A 23793-nucleotide genomic window follows, 5' to 3' on the forward strand; every position below is an offset into this window, starting at 1 on the left:
CAGTCTAGAGCTTTTGTCAGGTTTGTGCCATAGGTGCTGCGCTCCTGCTTGGAGTCGCGTTCCAGCGCGAACCGAAGCCAGACCGGAACCCGCCGGTTTGACAGGGCGAGACTGGTGTGCCGAGTCGTAAAGTTGATTGCGCCAGGTTCATGAAACCCACCGGCTCTGGTTTCTTCCGCCCCACGGGACTAAGCTTTGTCTGCTCGACTCGGGGCGCCGGGCAAAGGAGTTCTTATGCTGAGCCAATCTGCGGTGACGACGATGCTGCCGGTAATGGATCTGGCGCGGGCCCGCGCTTTCTACGAGGAATGCCTGGGTCTGCAGCCCGGGGAACTGCGACCCGACGGGAAATTTGTCTACCGGGTGGGCGGCAGCGCCCTGGCCCTGTTTCCCAAGCCTGGCGGCACCAAGGCCGAGCACACGGCCATCAGCTTCCAGGTGCCCGATATCGCCGCGAGCATTCGGGAGCTGAAAAGCCGGGGCGTGGTGTTTGAAGACTATGACTTTCCCGATTTCAAGACCACCGACCATGTCTGCGTGCTGGGGGCCGAGAAAGCCGCCTGGTTCAAGGACACGGAAGGCAATTACCTCTGCCTGCACGAGGATCTGCAGCAGGCATGAGGGGTGCAGCGCCCGGCGCGCGAGAGCGGCCTAGATCTGCTGGAGCGCGTCCAGCACTTCGCTCTTGGAGAGCAGCTCGCTCATCACCACCGGCGGCTTGCCGGGCAGGTACAGCACATAGACGGGGACGCCGCTGCGTCCCAGTGATTGCAGCGCCTGGGTGATGGCCGGGTCCTGGCGTGTCCAGTCGGCGCGCAGCAGCTGCACCTTGTGCTGTTCGAAAGCTGCCAGCACCTCGGCATTGCTCAGCGTGGTGCGCTTGTTGACCTGGCAGGTCACGCACCAGGCGGCCGTGAAGTCCACAAACACCGGCTGGCCCGAAGTCTGGGCAGACTGAACCTTGTCTGCCGACCAGGGTTGCCAGAGTTCGCCGGCCTGTGCCCTGACCTGATCCACAGGCTCGGCCTTGATCAGCGGCAGGGCGTAGTAGGCCACGCCAACGGCCAGCAGCAAGGCGATGGCACCGAGGCTCATGCGGCTCTTGCCGCGCAGGCCCAGGGCCCAGATCAGCGCAGCCAGCACCAGTAGCAGTGCCAGCAGGGCCGCGGCGGCGTCCATGCCGCCCTGGTGGCCCAGCACCCAGACCAGCCAGACCACGGTGGCAAACATGGGGAAGGCCATGGCGTGGCGGAAGGTCTGCATCCATGGGCCGGGGCGGGGCAGCCAGCTCACGACGGCGGGCACGAAGCTGGCCAGCAGATAGGGCAGGGCCATGCCTATGCCAAGCGCCGCAAACACCGTCAGCGCCTGCGCCGCTGGCATATCGATGGCAAAGCCCAGCGAGGCACCCATGAAGGGCGCTGTGCAGGGCGATGCGATGGCCACGGCCAGCACGCCTGAGAGAAAGGAGTCGAGCATCGGGTTGCGCGCCTGGGCGCTGGCAATGCTGCTGGGCAGCAGATTGCCGAACTCGAACCAGCCGGCCAGATTCAGCCCCAGCACGGTGAACAGCGCCGCCAGCAGCGACACCACCACGGGCGACTGCAGCTGGAAGCCCCAGCCCAGTTGCTGGCCCGCCGCGCGCAGGCCCAGCAGCAGCGCGCCGAGTGCCACAAAGGACAGCACCACGCCTGCGGTATATGCCAGGCCGCTCAGTTTCTGGGCATGGCGATTCTGGCCATGACCCGAAAATCCCAGTACCTTGATGGCCAGCACAGGAAACACGCAGGGCATGAGGTTGAGGATCAGGCCACCGATCAAACCGCCCAGCAGCGCTGCCAGCAGACCTGTGCTGCTGACGCTGCCCGAGGTCTGGGCAGGAGCTGTTGCATTCTTGTTCGCTTCCAGTGCGGCAGCGAGCGCGGGGGAAACGCCGGTCAGAGTGGCTGGCGTCCATTGCCCCTGCACATCGAGCGTGCTGCGCCAGGCGATAGGCTGACCACTGTCCAGGGCCGCAGCGCGGTCCTGGTCCGCCAGAGCCACAACAATGGCCAGTTGCGGCGGCGTATCGCTGCGCATATCGGACAGCGGCAGACCTTCAGCGACCCAGTCGTTGCCATCCCAGCGTTGCTGCCAGTCCTTGCCAGATTCGGCCGCATGCTTGAAGGTTTCCGCATTTTCGGGGTAGAGCTCCAGCGTTTTGCCCTTGATCGCTGCCGGCAGGCCGGCGACACGCAGATGGATACGGTCGTCAGCGATCTTGGCATTGGTATCGGCGGCTGGCTGCACGCTGGCCTGGCCATTGCCGTTCAAGGCCACGGGTTGCTGCGCCCGGGCCTTGAGGAAATCTTCACTGTTGGCGGCGGTGCTGCCGACCACGGGAATCTGCAGGGTGAACTCGCCGCTTTCGGGGATGCACTCAACGCGGCAGATCAGCCAGCTGGCGGAAAGATGAACCTCCACCATGCCGGAGGCGGGAGCCTTGAAATCGCTGGCGACCTTGACCGGTATGGGCAGCAGCACGGTGTTTTCATAGCCGTAATTGACCAGCGGTCCTACCCGCAGCGCATGGGGTGTGGGCCAGTCAATGCTGCCGGCGCTCAAGCCTGACGGCAGCTGCCATTGCAGCTCGGTCGGCAGGCCCGAGTCGCCCGCGTTCTTCCAGTAGGTATGCCAGTCGGGTTCATGCTCGAGCTTGAGTCCCAGCCAGAAACTCTGGCCGGCAGCAATTCCCTCGGGGGCCTGGGCTACCAGTTCGGCCCGCACACGCGGGGTTTGCACCAAGGCGGTGGAGTTGCTGGCTGATGTTTTGAGCTGAATTCCGGCTGTGGCGCTTGTGGATAAAGCGCTTGAAGCTATCAAAAGCAAGGCAAGCAGCCAGAGCGCAAGCAGCGATGGGCGAGGGCGGCGTGAAGAAGTGGCAAAGAGCATGACGTTGGTAAGAGCCTGGGCCGGTATTTTGGTTCCTGAACCGCAGCAGTATGGTCAGCAGTGATTAAGTCGGTATGAGTGCCTCTGCCGTCAAGCGGCTTCAGGACTTGTCCACAGCCTGGGCCTGATTGGCCACGGGGCTGGGCGGCTGACCACCGACTTCGGCCGGCATGACAATGCGCTCGCAGTTGCTGGCGTTGTTCAGCAGTGCATCGGCATCGACGGAGGTGTTCTCGGATGTTTCCGAGGGGGCTGTGATTGCCGGCTCGACTTGCCTGGTGGGCAGCATATGGGCCTTGCGCCAGTGGCCCCAGCGGTAATAGGTCAGCATCATCAGCATGGAGCAGACGGAGCTGATGGGAAAGCTCCACCAGATGGCATCCACGCCCATCACGGGTTGCAGCCAGCGTGCCACGGGGACGCGTATGCCCCACATGGCAATCGCCAGAATGAGCACTGGTGCCATGACGGCGCCCGTCGAACGCACCACGCCGGCCAGCACAAACGTCACGCCAAAAAAGAGGAAGGAGCCTATGGCGATGTGGTTGAGGTGGCGGGCCACCTCCAGCGAGGGGCTGCCGCCGGGCAGAAACCAGCCCAGCACATGACGGTCCAGCAGCACGATGAGGGCGATCAGGCTGCCAGTCAGCACAAGGTTGCCCAGCATGCCGGCATTGGCCGTGGCACTGACGCGCTTCCAGAGGCCCGCGCCTACGTTCTGCGCTGCCATGGACGAACAGGCTGCGCCTATGGCCATGGCCGGCATCTGCACATAGGTCCACAGCTGTAGCGCAGCGCTATAGGCGGATGCGGTCTGCACACCATGTTCGTTGACCATGGAGATCATGGCGATCATGGCCAGCGAGATCATCACGATCTGCACGCCCATGGGCAGGCCCTTGACTACCAGAGTTCGCACAATCGTCAGATCGGGCTTGAACAGCCCCAGCTGCCGGCGACCTATCCACAAGGGATGGCGGCGCAGACGCAGCCACCCCAGCAGGGCAAAGAAGCTCACGGCATTGGCAACCAGCGTGGCCACTGCCGAGCCCTGGATGCCCATGCGCGGCACGGGCCCCCAGCCAAAGATCAGCAGCGGGTTGAGGGCCATGTCCAGCGCCACGACGACGAGCAGAAACCAGAACGGCGTTCGGGTGTCTCCCGCGCCGCGCAGGGCCGCCGTCACAAAGCTGAACATGAACAGCAGTGGAATGGCCAGAAAGATGACTTTGAGATAAGCCTCGGCCAGTGGCAGCGCTGCCTCCGGTGTGCTCATCCACTGCATGAGATGGCGCGAAAGTGGCCAGCCCAGCAAGGCAATCAGCAGTGAAACAACACCAAAAAATGTAGCGCTGGTGCCAAGTACACGCTTTGCTTGCGCGATGTTTTTTGCGCCAATGCTCTGGGCAATCAGGATATTGGTCGCCATGCTGATGCCGAACACCGCGCCGATCAGCGCAAACATCACATTGTTGGCATTGGCGGTGGCCGTCAGCGCGGCCTCGCCCAGGTGACCGCCGACCCAGATGGCATTGACCGAGCCGTTGAGCGACTGCAGCACATTGCCGGCCAGAATCGGCAGGGCAAAGACCAGCAAGGTGCTGGCAATCGGGCCCTGGGTCAGGTCGCGGGTCTGGGGCTTGGAGGTGGCGGTGCGCGCACTCTGGCGCGAGACGCTGGCGGAGGCTTCAGGCATCGGCCCATTGTGGGGCATGTCGGCCGGTTGCGGTTGACGGGTGGTGGGCCCGGAATCCGGGGCAGGAGGTGGTTTCGGGGCGCTGGCGCAGCTACGATGATGGCCATGAGCAATACCCCGACCACTCCCGCAAGCGCGCTTCCCCGCTGGCCGTCACGCTTCTGGGCCCAGGCCTCGGCCCATGACTTTGCCCTGGCCCAGAGCACTGGCCTGGCCGCCGACACCGTGGCCGTGCTGCCCGTGGCTGCGGTGGAGCAGCATGGGCCGCACCTGCCGCTGTCGGTGGATGCCAGCCTGATGGAGGGCGTCATCGATGCCGCTCTGGCGCAGTTGCCAGCCGAGCTGCCGGTGCTTTTTCTGCCGCCGCAGAACATTGGTTTTTCGGTCGAGCATACGAACTATGCAGGAACCTTGAGCCTGCAGCCTGCCACACTGATTGCGTTGTGGACGGAGCTGGGCGCCTGCGTGGCGCGCGCCGGTATCAGGAAGCTGCTGCTGCTCAACGGTCATGGCGGCCAGGTCAGCGTGATGGACATCGTTGCGCGCGAGCTGCGTATCAAGCATGGCCTGCTGGTCTACAGCGCCAGCTGGTTCGGGCTGGTGGATGTTGTGGCCAACCAGCAGTTCTGCGCGCATGAGCACCGCTTCGGCATTCACGGCGGCGAAGTGGAGACATCGATGATGCTGCACCTGGCGCCCGAAACCGTGCATATGGAGCGTGCGCAGAACTTTGCCTCCAGCTCGGAGCAGCGGGCCGGAAAATACCACTTTATCGGCAATGGCCGCAGCGCCAAGCTGGGCTGGGCCATCGAGGACTACAACCCGGCAGGAGCCGTGGGCAACTCCGCCGCCGCGACGGCCGAGCGCGGCGCGGCCATGGTGCGTTCATCGGCCGAGGGCCTGGTCAGGCTGCTGGACGAAATTCATGACCTGCCCCTGAGCACGGTGGTAAATCAGCCGCAGCCGCTTTGAATTCAGGAGCTTATTGCGCAATATCAGTATGCATTTGCGATGCATTTTTTATTGAAAACCAATGCTGTAAAGCGATGAAAGCTACTTAAAAGATAGCAAAAAAACAGAAAAGCCCTGAAAGGCCACGGCAAAAATCTGTTTCATCGCGAGCCTCGTTCAACGCAAGCCGCCAAAAACTGGCGTGCTCCATGCGCGTGACAGTGAGCAAGACCTGGGCGGCCCCCGCTGCCGCGCCGCGAGGCTGTCGTCCCCTTCCGGTGCGAAGCACCAGAGAGGGGGAAGGCGCGCCAGCGCCATAGATCTGCTCGCAGACACCGTAGGGCAGCGGCCGCAGCCTCTGTCAACGCCCTGAAAAACTGGCGCGGTCCGCAAAGAGACAGCGAGCAAGCGCCGCCGCGCAGCGAGGCTGTCGTCCCCTTCCGGTGCGAAGCACCAGAGAGGGGGAAGGCGCGCCAGCGCCACAGGGGGAGATTACTGTTTCGCAATCTTGGCCGTGGTGATGACATCGCCCCAGCGCTTGATTTCCGATTGCAGCAGCTTGGCAGTCTGCTCTGGCGTGCTGGCCTGGGCCTGCACATTCAGTTCGCGCAGCTTCTTGGCGACCTCGGGGTTGTTGACGGCGGCGTTGATTTCCTTGTTCAGACGCGCAATCACGGGGGCGGGTGTCTTGGAGGGTGCAGCCAGCGCATTCCAGGAAGAGGCCACAAAGCCCTTGACGCCGGATTCCTGGGCCGTGGGCACATTGGGCAGCAGCGGCGAGCGCTTCTCACCTGTCACCGCGAGCAGGTTCACGGCCTTGGAATTGATCTGGCCCATGATGGGCGTGAGAATTTCTACGGCCGCATCGATCTGCTTGCCGCGCAGCGCGGTCACCACGGCGGGCGTGCCATTGAAGGGCACGATCTGCGCATCGATGCCGGCCGTGGTCTTGAACAGCTCGGCCGCCAGATGCTGGGTGCTGCCCACGTTGATGCTGCCCAGGTTCAGCTTGCCGGGATTGGCCTTGGCATAGCTCACGAGTTCGCCCAGATTCTTGAAGGGCGATTTGGCATCGGTGATGACGCCAATGTCAAAGTAGCCCAGCGTGGAGATGGGCGTCAGGTCCTTGACCATGTCGAAGGGCAGATTGTTGAACAGATTCACCGTGACGGCGCTGCCGTTGGACATGAGAAACAGCGTATGGCCGTCGGGCGCCGCCTTGGCCACGGTGTCGGCCGCCACGATACCGCCCGCGCTGGGCTTGTTGTCGATGACCACGGGCTGGCCGAGCTGGGTGGACAACTGCTGGGCCACCACACGGGCCGTCACATCGGCCACGCCGCCGGCCCCGAAGGGCACGACGATGCGGATGGGTCGGTTGGACAGGCCTTCGGCCTGGGCGGTGACGGCAAATCCGCTCAGCAGGGCAGCCCCCGCTGCGGCACTGATCAGGGATTGGGTAAAACTGCGGCGTTTCATGCTTGTCCTTCTGTCTGAAACTTTTATCCAGAGAGTGTGCCGCCGAAAAATGCCCAGAGGCAGCAGCAAAGCGTTCTGTCTGCTATGCCGCACAGGTATGGCTAGTTACCGCTTGCTTGCAGGGCAGCCAGCCCCCAGTGATGCATGGCTTCGCGCAATATCAGCAGGGCGGCCGCATGTTCAGCGGTCTGCGGCAGTTGCGGGTCGGCATGGCCGGGCTGCTGGGCCTGGCGCGCCAGCAGCTCGAACAGGTTCTCGATGGCTTCGCGTGAGGCCTGGGTGGCTTGCGGGTCGGCCGTGGCGCCATGGATCAGTTGCCGCAGCAGCGGGTCTGTCGTTTGCAGCAGGCTGGCGCCTGCAGGCAGCCAGCGCCCGGCCGGCATGACGGCGTCCTCGACATCGGCAATCGCGTTTTCCAGCATCAGTGCATCGGGCATGCGCTGGGCAAAGGCCTTGACCAGGGTGGCAATGCCTATGGGTAGCCGATGTTGCTGCGAGCCGATGTCGAGCGTCAGCGCCGTATCGCCAAGGGTGAGAAAGATGGAGTCCATTGCGGCTTTGTAGCACTTTGCGTTGGCCGGCTCCTGGCCTGAAGGGGAGTCAGGCGCTGGTGATCCAGTTTCTGTATTCGGCGCTATCGAGATGGTTGAGCGTGTTGAAGCTTTGCAGCATCAGGCGCTTGGGGCTGATGCTGAATTCGGTCACGGCAATATTGCGCAGCCGCATATTGAGGGCGATGGTCACCTCGGGCGCGGTGCCAAGCACCTGGCCCACGGCAGTGGAGATGGGGCCGCCGCTGCTGACCAGCAGCACGTTCTGGCCGCTGTGCTGATGGCGTATCTCCTCGAGCACCTGGTGCACGCCGTCCGCAAAGCCGTTCCAGTCGGGCATGCCCTGCGGGCTGATAGTTCCTCCCATCCATTGCGCCAGCGCGTCGCACAGCAGGCGGAAATGATGGCGGTACAGCTCGGGCGTATCGGGCCTGGGCAGGGGGGCCGGGTGGATGGCGCGCAGCAGGGCTTCGCTGTCGTACTCGTTGAGTCCGGACCGGCTTTGTGTCTCGGGGCCGGAAGCGCTGCCCAGGCCCTGGACGATGCCGGCCAGCGTCTGCTGATGGCGCTTGAGCGTGCCTGCGTAGACGGCGTCGAACTTCAGACCTCGCTCACGCCAGTACTCACCCAGACGCACGGCCTGATCCTGGCCGCGTGGGCTGAGCTGGTCGTAATCATCCGCGCCAAACGAGGCCTGGCCATGGCGCACAAGGTAGAGGTTTCCCATGGCGCGGATGTTGGGCCTTGGCCGCTTGCTGCGCTGTCATGCCTGCGACCAGGTGGCGCTTGGGTGACAGCGGACTGGTTCGCATTTCCGCATCCCGCATCGGGATTGAGGTGCGGGCATGGCCTGGCGCTCGGTTAAGATAGTTGAGAGCTATTCTCAAAAACATAAAAACACGCTCCGCTTTCGGTACTGGTTCACGGATCTCCTGCGCTTGGCTGGCAGGAGGCTTGTCGGTTTCGAAGCGGAGCGTGTTTTTTTATGCCTGTTCACCTTCTGGAGCCCTCCATGTTTCGACGACCCCTGTTTGCACTGGCCGCCGTTGCCAGCCTGTGCGCCCCTGCGCTGTCCGCCCACGCCGAGGACATCACGCTCTATACCACCCGTGAACCGGCTCTGATCCAGCCCTTGCTGGCTGCCTTCACGGCGCAGACCAAGATCGGCGTGAAGACGGTGTTCGTCAAGGACGGCCTGCTGGAGCGCGTCAAGGCCGAAGGCCAGCGCTCGCCTGCCGACGTGCTGATGACGGTGGATATTGGCAATCTGCTGGATCTGGTGGACGGTGGCGTGACCCAGCCCGTCAAGTCCAGCGTGCTGGAGGCGGCCATTCCGGCCCAGCTTCGCGCAGCAGACAACCAGTGGTTTGCGCTGTCCATGCGGGCTCGCGTGCTGTATGCCGAAAAGGACATGAAGATCGGCGCCTTCCGCTATGAAGACCTGGCCAAGCCCCAGTTCAAGGGCAAGGTCTGCAGCCGTGCCGGCCAGCACCCCTACAACACGGCGCTGATCGCCGCCATGATCGCCCATGACGGCGAAGCTAAGACCGAGCAGTGGCTCAAGGGCGTCAAGGCCAATCTGGCGCGCAAGGCCACGGGCGGCGACCGCGATGTGGCGCGCGACATTCTGGGCGGCATCTGCGATGTGGGCCTGGCCAACACCTATTATGTGGGCCATATGAAGGCGGCCAAGGAAGGTACGGACGCACGCAAGTGGGGCGATGCCATCAAGGTCGTCAAGCCTACTTTCAACGATCCCAAGAGCGGCACGCATATCAATATCAGCGGCGCCTCGGTGGCCAAGCACGCTCCCAACCGCGATCAGGCCGTGAAACTGCTGGAGTTCCTGGTTTCCGAGCCGGCCCAGAATATGTACGCCCAGGCCAACTACGAGCACCCTGTGCGCAAGGGCGTGGCGCTGGATCCCGTGGTGGCCCAGAGCATCGGCGAGATCAAGATCGATCCGCTGCCGCTGACCGAGATCGCCAAGCATCGCAAGGCTGCCAGCGTGCTGGTCGACAAGGTGGGGTTTGATAAATAAGTAGCACCCCCTGAGCGGCTTTGCCGCTTCCCCCTCTCTCGCCTTGCTGCGCAATGCGGGAGGGGGACGACAGCTTCGCTGCGGGGCGGCCCTTGCTTGCTGTCCCTTGCTTCGGAGCATGCTTGTTTTAGCATTGCGCTCCTGTATGAGCCCCTTCGCTGGGGCATGTCTGTTTCTGGGCGTTGGTCTTGGCGTGATCGTTTTGTCTTGATGTTTTCTTACCTTCGTTCAGGGCTCAGGCCCGTCGGGCCGGTGTGGCAGGGCGCAAGCTGGTTGATTGCGCTGGGGGTGTTTGCGCCCATCGCCTCGCTGGCCTGGCTGGCGCTGGGGGCGGACTGGGCGCACTGGCAGGATCTGCTGCGCTATGTGCTGCCCGATGCCGCAGCCAATACGGCCTGGCTGCTGGGCGGGGTGGGCCTGGTGGTTCTGGTGGTGGGTACGGGCTGCGCCTGGCTGGTGACGGCCTGTGATTTTCCGGGGCGGCGCTGGCTGCACTGGGCGCTGCTGCTGCCGCTGGCCATGCCGGCCTATATCGTGGCCTTTGCCTATCTGGATCTGCTTCACCCCATAGGCCCGGTGCAGGGCGCGCTGCGCTGGTTGCTGGGTTACGACAGCCCGCGCCAGTGGCGCCTGCCCGATCTACGCTCCATGGGCGGTGCGATCTTCGTGCTGGGGTTCACGCTCTACCCCTACGTGTATATGACGGCACGGGCCATGTTCATGACCCAGCCGGCACATCTGATGGAAGCTGCACGCTCGCTGGGTGAAACCCGCTGGGGGGCTTTTTGGCGCGTGGCCCTGCCCATGGCGCGGCCGGCACTGGTCGTGGGCCTGAGCCTGGCGTTGCTGGAGACGCTCAACGATATCGGTGCGTCCGAGTTTCTGGGCGTGCACACGCTCACGGTGTCGATCTACACCACCTGGGTCACGCGCTCCGATCTGGCCGGTGCCGCGCAGATTGCCTGCTCCATGCTGCTGGCCGTGGTGGCCCTGGTCTGGCTGGAGCGTCAGGGTCGCAGTCGCCAGCGCTTTGGCTCGGCCCAGCGCATGAGGGCCATAGCGCCGCACCGCCTGCCCCCAGGCACTGCCTGGCTGGCCACGCTGGCCTGCAGCCTGCCGGTGCTGATCGGCTTTGCTGCGCCAGCGGCCTATCTGGCCTGGGAAAGCGGCAAGCGTCTGGTGCAGGGCTCGGGCGTGTCCGAGGGCCTGGTCTCCAGCCTGCTCAACACGCTGGGGCTGGCGCTGGGCGTGACCGTGATTGCGGTGGCTGCGGGTCTTGTCGTGGCCTGGGCCACGCGCACCGGCATCAGCACGCGAGCGCCTTCGCGCTGGCCAGCGCAGCTGGCGGCGCTGGGTTACGCCGTGCCGGGCACGGTGCTGGCGATTGGTTTGCTGACTCCCGCGTTGGCGCTGGATGCCGGGCTGGCCAGCCTGTTTGGTGCCAAGGGCTTGCCGCTGATGGGTCTGGGCGTGGTGCTGGTCGCGGCTTGCGTAATTCGCTTTCTGGTCATGCCCGTGGGCGGCATCGAGGCCGGACTGGCCCGTATCCCGCCGACGTTGGAGCAGGCCTCGCGTCTGCTGGGCGAAAGCCGCCTGGGCACGCTGCGCCGCGTACACCTGCCGCTGCTGCGGCCTGCCATGGCCACCAGTGCCATGCTGGTATTTGTCGATGCCATGAAGGAGCTGCCTGCCACCTTGCTGCTGCGCCCGGCCGATTTCGACACCCTGGCCACCTGGCTCTATGCCGAAGCCGCGCGCGGTACCTATGAGGAGGGCGCGATCGCCGCGCTGTGCATTGTTGTCGCGGGGCTGGTTCCCGTCCTGCTGCTGGCGCGCACGCAGCTGTCGGATGGGCTGCGATGAATACGCATGAAAATCGGCTGTGGCGCTTATTTATATTGCGCAAGCAGCTATTGAAAATGAATAGGATGAACAGGACTTGTGCAAACAAGAATGCAGCAACGGCCGGCCTCCCGAGGCAGTCGTACTGCCCGAACCCGTTTTGCCTAAGTCTTGACGAAGTGACTGCATGACCGCCTCTCTACAAATTGCGCAGCTGCAACTGGGCTATGAAACGCCTATGGGTCTGCACACCGTGCTGCAGGGCTTTGATCTGCAGGTGCCTGCAGGTCATATCGCCAGCCTGCTGGGGCCCTCGGGTTGCGGCAAGACCTCCGTGCTGCGTGCGATCGCGGGCTTCGAGCCGGTGCGCGCGGGCAGCATTCATCTGGGCGAGGTATTGCTCTCCGGCCCCGGCACGCACCTGCCTCCCGAGCAGCGCCATGTGGGCATGATGTTTCAGGAGTATGGGCTGTTCCCGCATTTGACGGCATTGCAGAACGTGGGATTCGGCCTGCGCCGCATGGGCAAGCCAGAGCGCGACAAGCGTGTGCAGGAGCTGCTTGCCGTGGTAGGGCTGGCGAATTCAGGCAGCAAGTTCCCGCACGAGCTGTCCGGCGGTCAGCAGCAGCGTGTGGCGCTGGCGCGAGCTCTGGCGCCGTCCCCGGCCCTGCTGCTGCTTGATGAGCCATTTTCCAATCTCGACGCAGCCACGCGCGAGCGCCTGACGCTGGAGGTGCGCGACATTCTGCGGGCTGCCGGGCAGACGGCCATTCTGGTCACGCACAACGCGCAGGAGGCCGAAACCATGGCCGACCAGATCTGCAGGATGACGCCGGTTCAGCTCTGAGCCGGCCCTGAGGTTTAAAGCAGGACGCGGCCCGAGGTGACGGTCACGGTGTGGCCGCCCACCCAAAGCTTGCCGTTGGCGGCGGTCTGGACATGAACCTGTCCGTCACGGCCCACGCATACGCCTTGCGCGGCGATATAGGGAGTCTGCAGCAGACCTTCGTCCGTCAGCCATTGGGCCAGCGCAGCATTCAGGCTGCCTGTGACAGGGTCTTCGCTCGCGGTCTCGCCTACCAGGGCGCGTACTTCCAGACGCGGCTGGGCTGAAGTCACTTTTTCTTGAGCGGCTTCTTCAGCCTGCTTGGCAAAAGCGCGGGCTTCGCGGCTGGAGCGGCCGATCAGCGGGGCATCCTCTTGCACCTCATAAATGGCTGCCAGACCGGCTTTGGCCCCCAGCTTCTTGAGCGCTCCAAAGTCTGGCTCCACACTCAGAACCGTATCGGGGTGGTCCAGCAGCAGGCCCAGCCAGGGCGAGCCGTTATGGAGGCTGCGCGCCATCAGCAGCTGCTCACGCTGCAGGCCCAGAGCCTGCAGCACAGGTGCCAGTTCCTCTTCGCGAATTTCCTGAGAGTCGAGTGAAGGTGCTTCGAAAAAAAGAGCGCCTTGCGCATCGCAGCCAATGGCTACCAGGCCTTTTTTGCATTCCTGCAGCACCTGCTCGGGGTTGCGCGGCTGGCCGCCCTGGGCCAGCCAGGCATGGCAGCTGCCCAGCGTGGGGTGGCCGGCAAAAGCCAGCTCGCCCGCGGGCGTGAAGATACGCAGTTGGTAGTCGGCTCCAGCGGCCAGCGCTGCGGCGCTGGGCTGCAGCACAAAGGTGGTTTCCGACAGATTGGTCCAGTGCGCAAAGGCCTGCATCTGGGCATCGCTCAAGCCATCGGCGCCCAGCACCACGGCCACGGGGTTGCCGAGCAGCGCGGTGTGCGTGAACACGTCCACGGTCATATAGGGACGGGATAGCGCGATATGGGGGGCTGGAGCAGACATGGGCAGCGATTGTCGGCAAAAAGAAAAACCGGCGCTGCACGGTGGTTCGTGTCAGGCCGGTTGATGAGGCGCAACATATGCCAAGCGGTGTCAGGGACACCGAGGAAGCGCCGCCGCGCACCGAGGGTGTCGTCCCCCTCCCGCGAAGCGAGAGAGGGGGAAGGCGGGGAGCGCCTCAGGGGGAGCTTTCAGGTCAGAGGCTGGCCTTGATGGCCTCGGCCAGGGACTTGATGCCGATGTTGATCTGCTCGGCAGACACCGTCACATACGACAGACGCAGCGTGTTGTTCTGCGCATCGCCGGCGTAGAAGGGGGCGCCGGGCACAAAAGCCATATTGCGCTCCACGGCCTTGGCCAGCAAGGCCTGGGCGTCCATGCCTGCAGGCAGCCTGACCCAGAGGAACATGCCGCCCACGGGACGTGTCCATTGCACGTCGAGGCCGGCCATCTCGCGCTCCAGGGCCATCAGCATCACATCGCGCTGAGCCTTGTACATGGCCCGGATGGTGGGCACATGGCGGTCCAGAAAGCCGTCCTTGATGACTTCAGCCACCACGCGCTGGTTGAAACTGGGGGTGTGCAGGTCGGCAGCCTGCTTGGCCTGGGTCAGTTTGCCGTACACGGACTTGGGCGCGACGATGAAGCCGATGCGCAGGCCGGGGGCCAGCACCTTGGAGAACGAGCCCATGTAGATCACGCCCTCGGGGTTGCGTGCAGCCAGGGGCAGGGGCGGCTCCTGCTCGTACCAGAGGTCACCGTAGGGGTTGTCCTCGATCAGAGGGATATCCAGTTCTTTGGCCTTTTCCACCAGAGCCTGGCGGCGCGCATCGCTCATAGTGCGGCCGGTGGGGTTCTGGAAGTTGGGCAGCACATAGGCCAGGCGGGCCTTGTCGGCGCCACTGCCGATCTGCCTGGCAAAGTCCTCGATCAGCATGCCTTCGTCGTCACTGTCCACGCCCACGGCCACGGGTTCCATGGGGGTGAAGGCCTGCAAGGCGCCGAGGTAGGTGGGCTTTTCAACCAGCAGACGGCTGCCCTTGTCCAGGAACACCTTGCCAATCAGGTCCAGCGCCTGCTGGCTGCCGGTGGTGATCAGGATCTGCTCGGGATCGACACTCCAGGGCAGGAAGTCGGCAATCGCCTGACGCAGCGGGGCAAAGCCCTCGGTGGTCGAGTACTGCAGGGCTGCGGCACCGTCACGCTGCATCACGGTCTGGCAGGCTTCGGTGAATGCGTCCAGAGGGAAGGCCTTGGGGGAAGGCAGGCCGCCAGCCATGCTGATGATGCCGGGGCGGTCGGTCAGCTTGAGGATCTCGCGGATGGCGGAGGAATTCATCTTGGCAGCACGTTCTGCCAGCGTCCATGTTGTCATAAAACAGTACTCGATCTCTACATTGCCAGCCCGGGCAGGGCTGGCCGGTGTGCATTCTCACGCCGTTGTCGGGCATGTGCCGGCCTGAGCTTGGGGCTCGGGATGCAATCGCTGCGGCGCACAAAGCGCTGCAACCATGCACCAGCAGGTGGGCTTATTGTGTCGCGGCCGGTTTGCCTGTGTGGGCTGGCGGGCAATTGCGACGGTGTGGTCTGAAGTCGGTGAGACCGCAGACCGTGACCATAGCCCTGTGTGGAGGGCGGCCAAGAGAGGTTGATGGACTCAATATACGCTTGAGACCATTACAGTACCTATACAGACAGTCTCACAATTATGGCTTCTGTATTGGTGTCCGCTTCAATACAGTTCGCTGCATATCACCATGTCCATCTCCCTGTCCCGCCAGGCGGCCCTGACCCTGACCCAGCAACTGGCCGAGCGTCTGGCCGAACGCATACGCACCAGGCTGCTGCCCGCAGGCGCGCGCCTGCCTTCGGTGCGTGAATGCGCGCGCCAGCAAGGCGTGAGCCCCTACACGGTGGTGGCTGCCTACGACCTGTTGCAGGCCCAGGGGCTGGTCGAGGCCAGGCCGCAGCGCGGCTTTTATGTGCGCGATATTGTGCAAAATCCGCTTCAAATGCCTGAAGGTAAAGCGCATATAGCTATCAATGAAGGAGCAGTCAATACCCCGGTAGGCATCCCGCCGGGCACGCGTATCAACGCCACCATGCTGATTCGCGGCATGTTTGTGGAGAGCGTGGCCGGCAAGCCCCAGCCCGGTGCCGGTGTGCTGCCCGCCGAGTGGCTGGATGCCAGTTTTCTGGTGGCGGCCATGCGCAAGGTCACCAGCGGGCAGGCGCTGCGCGAATCGCTGGTGCGCTATGGCGAGCCCATGGGCGACAGCCGGCTGCGCGAGGCGCTGGCGCGGCGCTTGCAGCGCATAGGCATTGCGGCCGGGCCGGGCCAGATCATCACCACCCTCGGGGCGACTCAGGCGCTGGACATCGTGAGCCGGGCCCTGTTGCAGCCCGGCGATCCGGTAATGGTGGAAGAGCCGGGCTGGGCCGTGGAATATGCGCGCCTGGCCGCCATGGGCATGCGCGTTCTGCCGGTGCCGCGTGGGCCCGAGGGGCCGGACATGGCGGTGATGCAGCGCTATTGCGAGACCATGGCCCCCAAGCTCTATGTGAGTGTCAGCGTGCTGCACAACCCCACGGGCTACAGCCTGAGCGCGGCCAGCGCCCATGAGGTGCTGCAGATGGCGCAGCGCCATGGTTTCTATGTGGTGGAGGACGATAGCTACTGCCATATTGCGCCCGATCACGCTCCGCGCGTGTCGGTGCTGGACCGGCTGCAGCGCAGCATCTACATCAGCGGCTTTGCCAAGGTGCTGGTGCCCAACTGGCGTCTGGGCTACCTGGCGGCGCCGCCCGAGCTGGTAGAGAGGCTTCTGGACACCAAGCTGCTGTCCACCCTGTCCACGCCGACCCCAATGGAGCAGGCCCTGGCCCTGTGCATGGAGCAAGGCCAGCTGCGCCGCCATGCCGAGCGGCTGCGCCAGCATCTGGCCCAGGCGCGCACGCGCAGTGTGGCGCTGGCCCAGGCGGCCGGTTGCCGTTTTGTGGCCGAGCCTGCGGGCATGTTCGGCTGGGTGGATACCGGTGTGGATACCGAGGTGCTGACTCAGCTGCTGCTGGATCAGGGCTACATGATTGCCCCTGGTGCCATGTTCCATGCCAGCCGGGGCTCCAGCACCTGCATGCGCATCAATTTCGCGACCACGCAGGATGCCGCCTTCTGGCGGGTCTTTGAGCGGGCGGTGGCCGGGATGCGGGAGCAGTCGCCAAAGTCTTAGCCCAGTTGTATGGGGCCTTGATGGATATGGCAGCCGGTGCGCTGCAGCAGATCGCCAAAGGCGTCGGACATCAGATAGTCGAACTCCACGGGGCGCTGCCTGCCGATGGCATCGCCCTGCACCACGCCGCTGGCCGGGTGGCACATCAGCAGGCCGCCGGTCGCCATATGCGTCAGCCAGCCGGCCATCTGCCTGCCATAGCTGGCGGTGTCGGGCGCATCAAAGCCATAGACGCCGCCAAAGCCATGGTTCATGGGGATTTCTGCGTGGCGTAGCCGCCGGGTGGTGGCCCAGCCGCCCAGCAAGGCAATGATGGCGGCCTTGGGGCTGCGCCACAGACCTGCGGCCGGTGCCGTGGAGCGCACCCAGGGCATCTCGCGCGCGGCGTAGCGGGCTTGGAGTTCCTGCTGCATGGCGGCGCGCAGGCCGGGCAACTGATGCACATGCTGGTGGCCGTCTATGAAGTCCGGGGCCGTGCCCATGACCTGCTCGAAAGCATCGAGCTGTTCGCGCCAGGCCTTGCGCATCAGATCATGCGGCATCTGCCGTGCATAGGCCTGGCGCAGCACCGTGCCCAGCGTCTGGGCGTCATGCTGTCCGCCATGGTCTTCGGTCAGGTTGAAGTGCAGACCCACCGAGAGCCGGGGGCGCAACTCCCGTAATGCCGGCGCGGCTTGCGGCCACAGAGGCGAAGTGGTCATGCAGCTGGTGGCCGAGAGACGACCGGCAAGCGTCAGCTGCTGCACGGCGTCGTCCACCAGCGGATGCAGGGCGTAATCATCGGCGCACAGCAGGATGGCGCGGGAGGTTTTCGTGTGATTCATGCGACGCTGCGTGCCTTGAAGGCCCAGAACTTGCTCATGACAAAAGTGCCTATGGCCACCAGCACCAGCACGGCGGCCAGACTCCAGAAGTAATGCCAGTGCAGCCAGTTCAGGGCGATGTAGTAGAGCAGCTCATTGGCGACAAAGGAAAGGCAGGCCACGGCAAAGAATTTCGCTACCACCGGCCAGCCCCTGGCCTGCGCTGCTGAAAAAGTGAGCAGTGCATGACCGTTGTAGCTGACCACAAAGGCCACGAGAAACGCCAGCGCATTGGCACCGAGCGGCGGCAGGCCCAGCAGTGACACCAGCAGGCCGACCACCGCCAGATGCGTGGCTGCTGCCGAGCCGCCCACCAGCACGAACTGCAGCAGCTGCGGCAGGCGGCGCAGTCTTTGCAGCGCGCCCTCGATCACGATGGCTCGCGCAGCGGGCTGCGGTCTTCGTCATGGGCCACCAGGTAGATGGGGCGGCGCTTGACCTCTTCGTAGATGCGACCGATGTACTCGCCCAGAATGCCGATGGACAGCAGTTGCACGCCCGAGAACAGCATGATGCTGGCGGCCAGTGTGGGCCAGCCGCGCAAAGGGTTGCCAAAGAACAGGGCTTCGGCCGCAATCCACAGGCCATAGGCCAGAGCCAGCAGGGAAATGCCGGCTCCCACCATGCTCCAGACGCGCAGGGGCAGAGTGGTGAAAGAAGTCAGCCCCAGCAGCGCCAGTGATCCCAGGCGGCGCAGGTTGAAGCTGGAGTTGCCCGCAGCACGGTCCTTGGGGACAAAGGGCAAGGCTGCAGTCTTGAAGCCGACCCAGGCGTACAGACCCTTCATGAAGCGGTTGTTTTCAGGCAAGGCCTTGAGGGCATCGACGACCTTGCGGTCCATCCAGCGGAAGTCGCCTGCGTTGGGCGGCATCTTGACCGCGCTGCCCGAGTTCATCACACGGTAGAACAGCTGGGTGCCCATGCGCTTGGCGCCACTTTCGGCGCCGCGGTCGGCAATCACGCCGTAGACCATTTCATAACCCGACTGCCACAGCCCGTGCATTTCGGCCAGCATCTCCAGCGGATGCTGGAAATCGGCATCGATCAGCAGCACGGCGTTGCCTCGGGCGTGGTCTATGCCGGCAGACAGGGCGGCTTCCTTGCCGTAGTTGCGCGACAAGGCCAGGTAGCGCAGCGGAAGCTCCTGCGCCAGACGCAGGCTCAGCTCATGTGTGGCGTCGCGGCTGCCGTCGTTGACCACCACGATCTCGAAATCAGGCGTCAAAGCCCGCACCGTCTCGGCCAGCGCACGCAAAAAGCCCTCGATATTGGCCTGTTCGTTATAGGCCGGCACCACGCAGCTCAGCCTCAGCGGCTGGCGCGGCAATTGTGCTGGCGGGGCTGCGGGTGCATATTCGGCATGAAGATCGGTCATGGGCAGGATTTTCGCGCAAGTCTGTAACTGCTTGCTGGGGCCGGTCACGGTTTGTGTCGCCTCAAAAAGGCCGTCGCTATACTCACGCCCCTAGGCAATGCTGCCCGCTCCTTTCTTTCATTGATCGTCTGATGACCGCTGTCCCACGCGACTCTCTTGTGCTTACCGGCCGTGCCGTTGCCGCCTTGCTCGCCGTATACGGCGTGATCTGGCTGACCATTCACTGGGTGACGGCCCTGGCCGCGCCCGGAGACAATGTGGAGCAGCTGATCTGGATTCACTCTCTGGAGCTGGGCTATTTCAAGCATCCGCCGATGCCGACCTGGATCATGGCCGCTTCTGCGGCTGTTTTTGGCCCGTCCATAGGGCTGACCTATGTGCTGGGCGGTGTGGTCACGCTGGGGTCATTGGCGATTTTCTGGAAGCTGCTTTGCGATATGCGGGGCCAGGCTTATGCGACCGTGGGTCTGCTAGCGGCGCTGAGCATCACCTTCTACTGCGGGCGGCTCTATTACTACAACCACAACGTCGTGATGATGCTGTGGATCTCGCTGGCCGTGGCACTGACCTGGCATGTCTCGCAGAAGCCATCCCTGGCGGGCTGGGCCTGGCTGGGCCTGGTCTCGGGCCTGGGCATGCTCAGCAAATATCAATATGTGCTGGCGTTGGGCGTGATAGGCCTGTGGTGGCTGCGCATTGGCGCCTGGAAGAATCCGGTGCATGTCAAAGGGGCAGCGCTGGCGACCGTGATCGGCCTGCTGGTGCTGTCTCCTCATCTGTACTGGCTGAGCACCCATGACTGGATGCCCATGCATTACGCCGAGCGTACTTCCCTGGGCCTGCACCTGGATACGGCCGCCCGCATCAATATGTCCTGGAAGTTCGCGGTGGACTGGATCTTCAACCGCTGCATGCCTGCCTGGATCGTGCTGGGTGTGGCTCTCTGGTGGGGGCGGCGCAGGGCGGGCAAAACTGGAGAACAGACTGCGCCGGCAAAGGTTACGCCGGTCGCAGCAGACAGGATGCTGCGCGAGTTCTGGCTGCTCTGGGGTCTGTTGCCGCTGCTTGCCATGCTGGTGCTGTGCCTGTTTACCGGCTCCTATCTGCACCTGCAGTGGGGTACGGCCTTCATGTTCCTGTGCGTGCCTGCCGTCATGGAGTGGGCTCGCTCGCCACGGAGCTGGGGCGCAGCCGGGGACATGCGTGCCGCCTGGCTGACGTTTGGGGTTTTGCAGGCGCTGCTGCTGCTGCAGTTCTGGCTGGCATCGCCCATGGGGCTGTCGGGCTACAAGAGCAGTCATCAGAACCATATCCCCGTGGACAGGATTGTGGAAGGTCTGGCGCCAGCGGCGCATCAGGCACTGGGTGGTCCTGTGGACATCATCATCGGCCCGCAGGCGCTGGCCGGGCGCATTGCCATGGGGCTGCCCGAGCGTCCACGCGTCTACGTGGAGCGCAATCTGCAATACAGCCCCTGGATTCGCGAGGACGAACTGCCGAACGCCCGCATCATCGAGGTGATGGTGGCACCGGACCCATTGCCAGAAGGTCTGACGCGCGCCTACGGTGTCTGGGCCTGGCGTCCCGTGAAGATCGCCAAGGGTGAGCACTGAGAGCAGCACCCCTGCAAAGGCAAAGGCGGGCATCGGACCCGCCTTTTTTGATGATGGAAATGGCCGATGTGGCCTGACTCAGCTGGCTGCGTGATAAATGCGTGCACGCCCCGTCTGCGATGCGCCGCGCAGGCTGCTTTCGTAGGTGCTGTCTTCGGCAGCAGGCACCAGGGCCTTGGTGCGGCGCTGGTTGAGCACGGAAAGCCGCGCCAGCTGGTCGCGGACCAGGGAGATTTCGCGGTCCAAGTGCTGTGCGCGCTCGCGCAGTGCAGGCGTCCAGTCATCGGCCGAGACGCGCTTGACGAGCTGGGAGAACGCCACCATGGCGTCACGCAGGCGGGTGCTGGACTGCTCCAGCGCGGATGAGTCCGGTGACTGCAGCGATGTCGAAACGGTCTGAATCACCGCATCCAGCGAATCGAGCATTTCCTGCAAGGTCATCGGGTCAGCCTTTGTTCGTGAGTTCAGGCGCGGGCGCTTCAGCCGCGCGCGTGAACCAGGAATTCTTCGGTATTGGCCAGCAGCTTGTCTGCCACGGCCTCGGCGTTGACGCGGAAGCTGCCATTGGCGATGGCTTCGCGCATGGCCTTGACGCGATCAGCATCAAAGTCGGTGTTGGTGCGGCTTTGACTATCCAGGGCGCGGGCCGAGGACGAAAAGGACACGGGCACGCCAGCGGCGCGCTCGGACAAGCCTTTGGTCGATTCCTCGGTGGCAACCGTGGTGGCGGATTTCGGGGCCTGCTTGGCGGCTGCAGCGGTCTGCTGCAGGTCCGGTTTATTGCCTATCTTCATGCTGGTTCTCCAATCGCCCTGTATCGGCGTAGGGCGCTGTAGCCTTGCTTTCGACAACGGCGCGTAAAACTTGAGGAATATTTGGCATGGTCTTTAAAGTGAGTGTGCACTCTCTTGTTATTGAACCAGAACCACGCCATTGGCATTGACCGTTCCTGTGACAAGGCGGCCATTATCCATGCGAACCCGTACCTGTTGTCCTTCTCCGGCGGCAGTCATCGCCTTGCCCGAGCCGGCAACGCTGAAACCGCCGCCGTTGACCATCACTTGAACGGGCGATCCCGCCGTGAACAAGGCTGGCGGGCGCACCATGTTCTGGCGCAGAGCCTGCCCCGATGTCAGCGCACGCGCCGCGACCATGCCGATGAAATCCTGAGCATTGGCGAAGACGGGAGCGCTGTCCTCGGCCCAGTCCACTTCTGCGGGGACTGCGTCCTCAGCGCTCAGGGTCTTGCCGGCGGGAATATTGCCTTGCGCCACCCAGGCCGGGCCGTAGGCACGCACGGTGATGGGCAGGAACACGTTCCAGGGCACGCTACCCTGCACGCAGCGCAGACCCAGTCGGGTGCGGCCCCACAGGCGGCTGCCTGCAGGCAGATAGGGTTCGACCTTGGCGCAGGCCGCCAGACGCAGGCGCGAGTCCAGCTGACCCATCTGAACTTCCATGCGCAAAGCCATGCCGTTGCCGGCCTGCACGGTCTCGGGCGATGGCTGGTGCAAAGCGGCGTCGACAAAGCGCTGTCCGATCTGGCTGAGCTGCGCCGCGCCATCCTGGGCTTGTGCGCCGGCCGTCAGCAGCAACGCGCCCAGACCCCATGCCGTAGCCAGGCCCCGAGAGGGGCGAAGGCGCAGAAACAGGGAAAAGCGGCCAGACATGCATTAATCCTTTGAAGTATCCGCAGTCACGAGGCTGCAGACGATGCTGGCAAATATAGGCGTGACATGGCTTGCGCAATGGCTTGAAGTGCCAGCGCAATACCGCTTTCTTCGCGCTTTAGTTTGCGCTGCCGATTTTCATAATCCTCGCATGCCGCAGTCCGTGGGCTCCGGCATCCCCGAATTCTGAAAGCGAGGCCGCAATGCTGAACAAAATGACCGAACGACTGGACTTCCAAAGCGAGGCGCTGCTCTTGCGCGCCGAGCGCCAGCGTGCCATTGCCAGCAATATTGCCAACGCCGACACCCCTGGCTATGTGGCGCGCGACTTCAACTTCCGTGAAGCCTTGATGGCCGCGACCAGCGGGCCCAAGCCCTTGACCCAGGCCAGTGTCACGACGGCGGGTCATATCCCGCTGCAGGCGCAGATGTCGGACGAGGCACTCAAGGCCAAGCTCGGCTATTCGGTCAATTCCCAGCCCAGTCTGGACAACAACACCGTGGACCTGGATCGCGAGCGCGCCAATTTCGTCGATAACTCCGTGCGCTATGAAGCCACGCTGCGCTTCATCAACGGCCAGGCCAAGACCATGCTCAGCGCCATTCAAGGCCAGTAAGCCCAGGAGCTAAACCATGTCCATGTTTTCCATCTTCAATATCTCGGGCAGTGCGGTCAGCGCCCAGTCCCAGCGTCTGAACGTGGTGGCCTCCAATCTGGCCAACGTCGATGCCGTGGCCGGCCCCGACGGCAGCGTCTACAAGGCGCGTCAGGTCGTGTTTCAGACCGTGCCCATGGGCAATGACGGCAGCGCAGGCGTCAAGGTCAATGCCATCAGCGAGGACAACACGCCCGGCCGTCGCATCCACGACCCCAGCAATCCGCTGGCCGATGGCGAGGGCTATGTCACCCACTCCAACGTGAGCGCCGTGGACGAGATGGTCAACATGATCTCGGCCTCGCGCTCCTATCAGAACAACGTGGAAGTCATGAACACGGCCAAGACGCTGCTGCTCAAGACTCTGCAAATGGGCCAGTAAGCCCGGGAACACTCACATGATCTACGGCGCAAGCAGCGTGGACGGCACCACGACCAACACCACCAGCAAGACCAAAAACTCGGTGACGGACCCCAACGAGGCCCAGGACCGTTTCCTCAAGTTGCTGGTGGCCCAGCTCAACAACCAGGATCCCATGAATCCCATGGACAACGCGGAAATGACCTCGCAGATGGCGCAGATCAACACCGTGACTGGCATTCAGCAGCTGAACCAGACCATGGCCTCCATGTCCAGCCAGTTCTCCGCCATGCAGGTGCTGCAGGGCACTTCCATGATCGGCCGCACGGTGCTGACCGAAGGCAACACCCTGGGCGTGGCGGCCAACGGCACACATACCGCGGCCTTCGATCTGGAAAACCAGGCAGCCAGCGTCAAGATCCAGATCACCACGGCCAGCGGCGAGCTGGTGGACACCATCGATCTGGGTGCCGGCGCGGCAGGCCGCAACTACTTCACCTGGGAAGGCAAGGACAAATACAGCGGCGATGCCTCGCAACTGCGCTACAGCGTGGTCGCCACCAATGGAGCGACCGCCGTGGCATCCACACCGCTGGCGCCCCATGCCGTGATCGCGGCCAGCTCGGCCAACGGCGCGCTGTCACTGGAGCTCGATAACGGCGAGAGCGTGGCTTATTCCGGCATCAAGGCCGTTTACTGATTGAGGA

General features: G+C 63.8%; 23 protein-coding genes. 10 read left to right on the forward strand and 13 right to left on the reverse strand.

Features of this window, described 5'->3' with window-relative positions; all coding sequences use genetic code 11:
- Nucleotides 1–234: 234 nt before the first annotated feature.
- A complete protein-coding gene (locus DFO48_RS21490) occupies nt 235–621 on the forward strand; it encodes a VOC family protein (protein ID WP_114864709.1) in 387 nt (128 codons plus the stop codon).
- Between the two features lie 30 nt (nt 622–651).
- Here DFO48_RS21490 and DFO48_RS21495 read toward each other — a convergent pair whose 3' ends face one another.
- Entirely contained in the window at nt 652–2931 is a 2280-nt protein-coding gene (locus DFO48_RS21495) for a protein-disulfide reductase DsbD (protein WP_114864710.1), read from the reverse strand.
- A gap of 100 nt (nt 2932–3031) precedes the next feature.
- Nucleotides 3032–4627: an MATE family efflux transporter gene (locus tag DFO48_RS21500; protein WP_114864711.1), complete on the reverse strand. Its 1596-nt coding sequence runs from the start codon at nt 4625–4627 to the stop codon at nt 3032–3034.
- Between the two features lie 96 nt (nt 4628–4723).
- Between DFO48_RS21500 and DFO48_RS21505 the strand changes: the two genes are divergently transcribed.
- A complete protein-coding gene (locus tag DFO48_RS21505; protein ID WP_114864712.1) occupies nt 4724–5599 on the forward strand; it encodes a creatininase family protein in 876 nt (291 codons plus the stop codon).
- A gap of 471 nt (nt 5600–6070) precedes the next feature.
- Here the strand turns inward: DFO48_RS21505 and DFO48_RS21510 are convergent, their stop codons facing one another.
- The 3 genes from DFO48_RS21510 to DFO48_RS21520 form a co-directional block, all read right to left on the reverse strand.
- Nucleotides 6071–7057: a tripartite tricarboxylate transporter substrate binding protein gene (locus DFO48_RS21510; RefSeq protein WP_114864713.1), complete on the reverse strand. Its 987-nt coding sequence runs from the start codon at nt 7055–7057 to the stop codon at nt 6071–6073.
- Between the two features lie 101 nt (nt 7058–7158).
- Nucleotides 7159–7608 carry a hypothetical protein gene (locus tag DFO48_RS21515; protein WP_114864714.1) on the reverse strand — a complete coding sequence of 150 codons (450 nt, stop codon included), beginning with the start codon at nt 7606–7608 and terminating at the stop codon, nt 7159–7161.
- A gap of 49 nt (nt 7609–7657) precedes the next feature.
- Nucleotides 7658–8335: a histidine phosphatase family protein gene (locus tag DFO48_RS21520; RefSeq protein WP_114864715.1), complete on the reverse strand. Its 678-nt coding sequence runs from the start codon at nt 8333–8335 to the stop codon at nt 7658–7660.
- 285 nt (nt 8336–8620) lie between these two features.
- On the opposite strand from DFO48_RS21520, the gene DFO48_RS21525 reads away from it, so the two are divergent.
- The 3 genes from DFO48_RS21525 (at nt 8621) to DFO48_RS21535 (ending at nt 12338) form a co-directional block, all read left to right on the forward strand.
- Nucleotides 8621–9649 carry an extracellular solute-binding protein gene (locus DFO48_RS21525; RefSeq protein ID WP_003077997.1) on the forward strand — a complete coding sequence of 343 codons (1029 nt, stop codon included), beginning with the start codon at nt 8621–8623 and terminating at the stop codon, nt 9647–9649.
- Nucleotides 9650–9859: 210 nt separating this feature from the next.
- On the forward strand, nt 9860–11512 hold the full coding sequence (locus DFO48_RS21530) for an iron ABC transporter permease (RefSeq protein ID WP_114864716.1): 1653 nt from the start codon (nt 9860–9862) through the stop codon (nt 11510–11512).
- Between the two features lie 166 nt (nt 11513–11678).
- Complete coding sequence (locus DFO48_RS21535) at nt 11679–12338, forward strand: ABC transporter ATP-binding protein (RefSeq protein ID WP_114864717.1); 660 nt, start codon at nt 11679–11681, stop codon at nt 12336–12338.
- Nucleotides 12339–12352: 14 nt separating this feature from the next.
- Here DFO48_RS21535 and DFO48_RS21540 read toward each other — a convergent pair whose 3' ends face one another.
- Both DFO48_RS21540 and DFO48_RS21545 read right to left on the reverse strand, forming a co-directional pair.
- Entirely contained in the window at nt 12353–13279 is a 927-nt protein-coding gene (locus tag DFO48_RS21540; RefSeq protein WP_114864718.1) for a PhzF family phenazine biosynthesis protein, read from the reverse strand.
- Nucleotides 13280–13514: 235 nt separating this feature from the next.
- Nucleotides 13515–14693, reverse strand: coding sequence for a PLP-dependent aminotransferase family protein (locus DFO48_RS21545; RefSeq protein WP_003077991.1), 1179 nt, complete (start codon nt 14691–14693; stop codon nt 13515–13517).
- Nucleotides 14694–15075: 382 nt separating this feature from the next.
- Between DFO48_RS21545 and DFO48_RS21550 the strand changes: the two genes are divergently transcribed.
- Nucleotides 15076–16548 (forward strand): PLP-dependent aminotransferase family protein, encoded by a 1473-nt coding sequence (locus DFO48_RS21550; RefSeq protein ID WP_114864719.1) that lies wholly within the window; start codon nt 15076–15078, stop codon nt 16546–16548.
- On the opposite strand, the gene DFO48_RS21555 is transcribed toward DFO48_RS21550, so the two are convergent.
- The 3 genes from DFO48_RS21555 to DFO48_RS21565 are packed head-to-tail and all read right to left on the reverse strand — an operon-like array spanning nt 16545 to nt 18786.
- Nucleotides 16545–17372: a ChbG/HpnK family deacetylase gene (locus DFO48_RS21555; protein WP_114864720.1), complete on the reverse strand. Its 828-nt coding sequence runs from the start codon at nt 17370–17372 to the stop codon at nt 16545–16547. The two genes, DFO48_RS21550 and DFO48_RS21555, sit on opposite strands and share 4 nt — an antisense overlap.
- Nucleotides 17369–17785 carry a GtrA family protein gene (locus tag DFO48_RS21560; protein WP_370449604.1) on the reverse strand — a complete coding sequence of 139 codons (417 nt, stop codon included), beginning with the start codon at nt 17783–17785 and terminating at the stop codon, nt 17369–17371. Before DFO48_RS21560 ends, DFO48_RS21555 begins: the two co-directional genes overlap by 4 nt.
- Nucleotides 17782–18786, reverse strand: coding sequence for a glycosyltransferase family 2 protein (locus DFO48_RS21565; protein ID WP_114864721.1), 1005 nt, complete (start codon nt 18784–18786; stop codon nt 17782–17784). Before DFO48_RS21565 ends, DFO48_RS21560 begins: the two co-directional genes overlap by 4 nt.
- A gap of 131 nt (nt 18787–18917) precedes the next feature.
- Here DFO48_RS21565 and DFO48_RS21570 point away from each other — a divergent pair, with 131 nt between their 5' ends.
- Nucleotides 18918–20399, forward strand: coding sequence for a glycosyltransferase family 39 protein (locus DFO48_RS21570; RefSeq protein WP_114864722.1), 1482 nt, complete (start codon nt 18918–18920; stop codon nt 20397–20399).
- Between the two features lie 78 nt (nt 20400–20477).
- Here the strand turns inward: DFO48_RS21570 and DFO48_RS21575 are convergent, their stop codons facing one another.
- The 3 genes from DFO48_RS21575 to flgA form a co-directional block, all read right to left on the reverse strand.
- Nucleotides 20478–20840, reverse strand: a complete 363-nt coding sequence (locus DFO48_RS21575; RefSeq protein WP_003077988.1) for a hypothetical protein — start codon at nt 20838–20840, stop codon at nt 20478–20480.
- A 38-nt stretch (nt 20841–20878) separates the two neighbouring features.
- Complete coding sequence (flgM, locus tag DFO48_RS21580; RefSeq protein ID WP_003065535.1) at nt 20879–21193, reverse strand: flagellar biosynthesis anti-sigma factor FlgM; 315 nt, start codon at nt 21191–21193, stop codon at nt 20879–20881.
- A gap of 117 nt (nt 21194–21310) precedes the next feature.
- Complete coding sequence (flgA, locus tag DFO48_RS21585) at nt 21311–22069, reverse strand: flagellar basal body P-ring formation chaperone FlgA (protein WP_003077987.1); 759 nt, start codon at nt 22067–22069, stop codon at nt 21311–21313.
- A 203-nt stretch (nt 22070–22272) separates the two neighbouring features.
- On the opposite strand from flgA, the gene flgB reads away from it, so the two are divergent.
- The 3 genes from flgB to DFO48_RS21600 are packed head-to-tail and all read left to right on the forward strand — an operon-like array spanning nt 22273 to nt 23786.
- Nucleotides 22273–22686: a flagellar basal body rod protein FlgB gene (flgB, locus tag DFO48_RS21590; protein ID WP_003065531.1), complete on the forward strand. Its 414-nt coding sequence runs from the start codon at nt 22273–22275 to the stop codon at nt 22684–22686.
- Between the two features lie 16 nt (nt 22687–22702).
- On the forward strand, nt 22703–23107 hold the full coding sequence (flgC, locus tag DFO48_RS21595; protein ID WP_003059205.1) for a flagellar basal body rod protein FlgC: 405 nt from the start codon (nt 22703–22705) through the stop codon (nt 23105–23107).
- A gap of 16 nt (nt 23108–23123) precedes the next feature.
- Entirely contained in the window at nt 23124–23786 is a 663-nt protein-coding gene (locus DFO48_RS21600) for a flagellar hook assembly protein FlgD (RefSeq protein ID WP_003077986.1), read from the forward strand.
- The last annotated feature ends 7 nt before the right edge of the window (nt 23787–23793 follow it).

The organism is Comamonas sp. AG1104 (assembly GCF_003350425.1).
In the GTDB taxonomy this organism is placed as follows: Bacteria; Pseudomonadota; Gammaproteobacteria; order Burkholderiales; family Burkholderiaceae_C; genus Comamonas; species Comamonas testosteroni.